The following is a 2776-nucleotide window of genomic DNA, read 5'->3' as shown; positions in this document are numbered from 1 at the left end:
CGCTCAGGTCGCGCAGCGTGTCGATGGTGTACGTCGGGCCGCCGCGGTCGATGTCGACCCGCGAGACCCAGAAGCGAGGGTTGGACGCGGTGGCGATGACCGTCATCAGGTAGCGGTCCTCGGCGGCCGTGACCTGCCGGTCGGACTTCTGCCACGGCGCTCCGGTCGGCACGAACACGACCTCGTCGAGGTCGAACCACGCCTGCACCTCCGAGGCGGCGACGAGGTGACCGTGGTGGATCGGGTCGAACGTGCCGCCCATCACCCCGATCCTGCGGGCGCGGGCGCTCATGACCCTGCCACGAGGATGCTCAGCTGTGCTCGCGTCCCGCGCCGAACACGAGGAGCGCGAGCATGAGCAGGATGAAGATCACCAGGACGCCGGAGCCGACGACCCAGTGGTTGAGGATGAGCGGAGTCACGGGTGAAGGGTAACCGAGTCACCGCGTGTGGCCGTCGCCGGTCACGACGTACTTGGTGGAGGTCATCTCGCGCAGCCCCATCGGCCCGCGGGCGTGCAGCTTCTGGGTACTGATCCCGATCTCGGCGCCGAACCCGAACTCCCCGCCGTCGGTGAACCGCGTCGAGGCGTTCACCAGCACGGCGGCGGCGTCGACCTCGGCCACGAAGCGGCGAGCCGCGGCCTGGTCGCCGGTCACGATCGCCTCGGTGTGGCCGGTGGAGTACCGCCGGATGTGGTCGAGCGCCGCGTCGAGGTCGGGCACCACGGCGGCGGAGATGTCGAGGCTGAGGTACTCGCGGCCGTGGTCGTCCTCGCTCGCCGCGACCACGCCGTCGTACGCCGTGAACGCGGCGTCGCCGTGGATCGTCACGCCCGCGTCCTGCAGCGCCGCGACGACCCGCGGCAGGAACTCCTCCGCGACGTCGGCGTGCACGAGCAGCGACTCGGCCGCGTTGCAGACGCTGGTGCGCTGGGTCTTCGCATTGAGGACGATCGCAAGCGCCATCTCGAGGTCGGCCGCCCGGTCGACGTAGACGTGGCAGTTGCCGACCCCGGTCTCGATCACCGGCACCGTCGACTCCTCGACGACCGACCGGATCAGCCCCGCTCCCCCGCGTGGCACGAGCACGTCGACGAGGCCGCGGGCGCGCATCAGCTCCTTCACCGTCTCGCGCGAGTCGGCCGGGACCAGCTGGATGCAGTCGGCCGAGATCCCCGAGCTCTCGACGGCGTCGCGGAGGATCTCCACGAGCGTCTCGTTGCTGGAGGTCGCGCTGCTGCTGCCGCGGAGCAGCGCCGCGTTGCCCGACTTGAGGCAGATGCCTGCCGCGTCGACCGTCACGTTGGGACGGCCCTCGTAGATCATCCCGACGACGCCGAACGGCACCCGCACCTGCCGCAGCTCGAGCCCGTTGGCGAGCGTGCTGCCGCGCACCACCTCGCCGACCGGGTCGGGCAGCCGTGCCAGGTCGCGTAGCCCGTCGGCCATCGCGGCCACACGGTCCGGCGTCAGCCGCAGCCGGTCGACCAGGTGCGCCTCCGTGCCGGCGTCCTCGGCGCGGCGTACGTCGTCGTCGTTGGCCGCGAGGATCCGCTCGGTGGCCGAGTCGAGGGCGTCCGCCATGCTCAGCAGCGCCGCATCCTTGGCCGCCCGCGTGGCCAGGCCCAGCTCCCGGGACGCCTCCCGCGCTCGGCGACCCAGCTCGGCGACGTCGGTCATGTGGAAAGCGTAGAGCCGGGGGGCGGCAGGTTCATCACGGTATGTTGGTCAACCACCGCTTCTGTAGCGGAGCTCCGCTCGAGGGGTTCCGGTTCGCCTACATACCGTGATGAACCGGCGCATCCCTGGGCCTCAGCCCTTGCGCTGCTTGACCTCCTCGGTCACCGCGGGGAGGACGGTGTGGAGGTCGCCGACCACGCCGAAGTCGACGAGCTCGAAGATCGGCGCCTCCTCGTCCTTGTTGACCGCCACGATGGTCTTCGAGGTCTGCATGCCGGCCCGGTGCTGGATGGCGCCGGAGATGCCGGCGGCGATGTAGAGCTGCGGCGAGACGGTCTTGCCGGTCTGGCCGACCTGGTAGGAGTGCGGCTTCCAGCCGGAGTCGACGGCCGCACGGGAGGCGCCCACGGCCGCGCCGAGCGCGTCGGCGAGGTCCTCGACCGGCTCGAACTTGCCTCCGGTCCCGCGACCGCCGGAGACCACGATCGCCGCCTCGGTGAGCTCGGGGCGTCCGGTCGCCGTGCGCGGCTGCGCCGCCACGATCTGCGCGCCCTTGGCGGCGTCGGACACGGTCACCGAGACCTCCTCGACCTCACCGGCAGCGGCCGACTCGACCGGGGCGGCGGAGTTCGGCTTGACCGTGATGATCGGGGTGCCCTTCGTCACCTTCGCCTTGACCGTGTAGCTGCCGGCGAACACCGACTGGGTGGTCACCGGACCTCCGTCACCCGACTCCACGTCGACGGCGTCGGTGATCAGTCCGGAGTCGGTCTTGATCGCGAGCCGGCCCGCGATCTCCTTGCCCTCCGCGGACGAGGCGATCAGCACCGCCCCGGGCGAGGTCTTCTCGACCAGCTGCTGCAGCGCCTCGGCCTTCGGCGCGACTAGGAAGCCCTTCAGGTCCGCGTCGTCGACGACGTACACCTTGCCGGCGCCGTACGTCTTCACGGCCTCGGCCACCTCGGAGCCCTGGTCCTTCGGGCCCAGGAACACCGCGGACGGCTCGCCGATGCGGGCGGCCAGGGTGAGCATCTCGTACGTCGGCTTCTTGACCGCCACACCATCAGGGCCGTCGGCGTGGTCGACCACCACCA

At 71.1% G+C, this 2776-nt stretch carries 3 protein-coding genes; all 3 read right to left on the bottom strand.

Annotated elements, in window-relative coordinates:
- A partial coding sequence (nadD, locus tag VGK78_RS13490) for a nicotinate-nucleotide adenylyltransferase (RefSeq protein WP_331528172.1) occupies positions 1–262 on the bottom strand: 262 nt, incomplete at its 3' end.
- A 178-nt stretch (positions 263–440) separates the two neighbouring features.
- Positions 441–1682 carry a glutamate-5-semialdehyde dehydrogenase gene (locus tag VGK78_RS13485; protein ID WP_331528171.1) on the bottom strand — a complete coding sequence of 414 codons (1242 nt, stop codon included), beginning with the start codon at positions 1680–1682 and terminating at the stop codon, positions 441–443.
- 132 nt (positions 1683–1814) lie between these two features.
- A complete protein-coding gene (locus VGK78_RS13480; protein ID WP_331528170.1) occupies positions 1815–2774 on the bottom strand; it encodes an electron transfer flavoprotein subunit alpha/FixB family protein in 960 nt (319 codons plus the stop codon).
- Positions 2775–2776 lie beyond the last annotated feature (2 nt).

This window comes from Nocardioides sp. (assembly GCF_036503465.1).
In the GTDB taxonomy this organism is placed as follows: Bacteria; Actinomycetota; Actinomycetes; order Propionibacteriales; family Nocardioidaceae; genus Nocardioides.
Note: the sequence above shows the minus strand (reverse complement) of the source record. Positions and strands in the feature narration are given on the sequence as shown.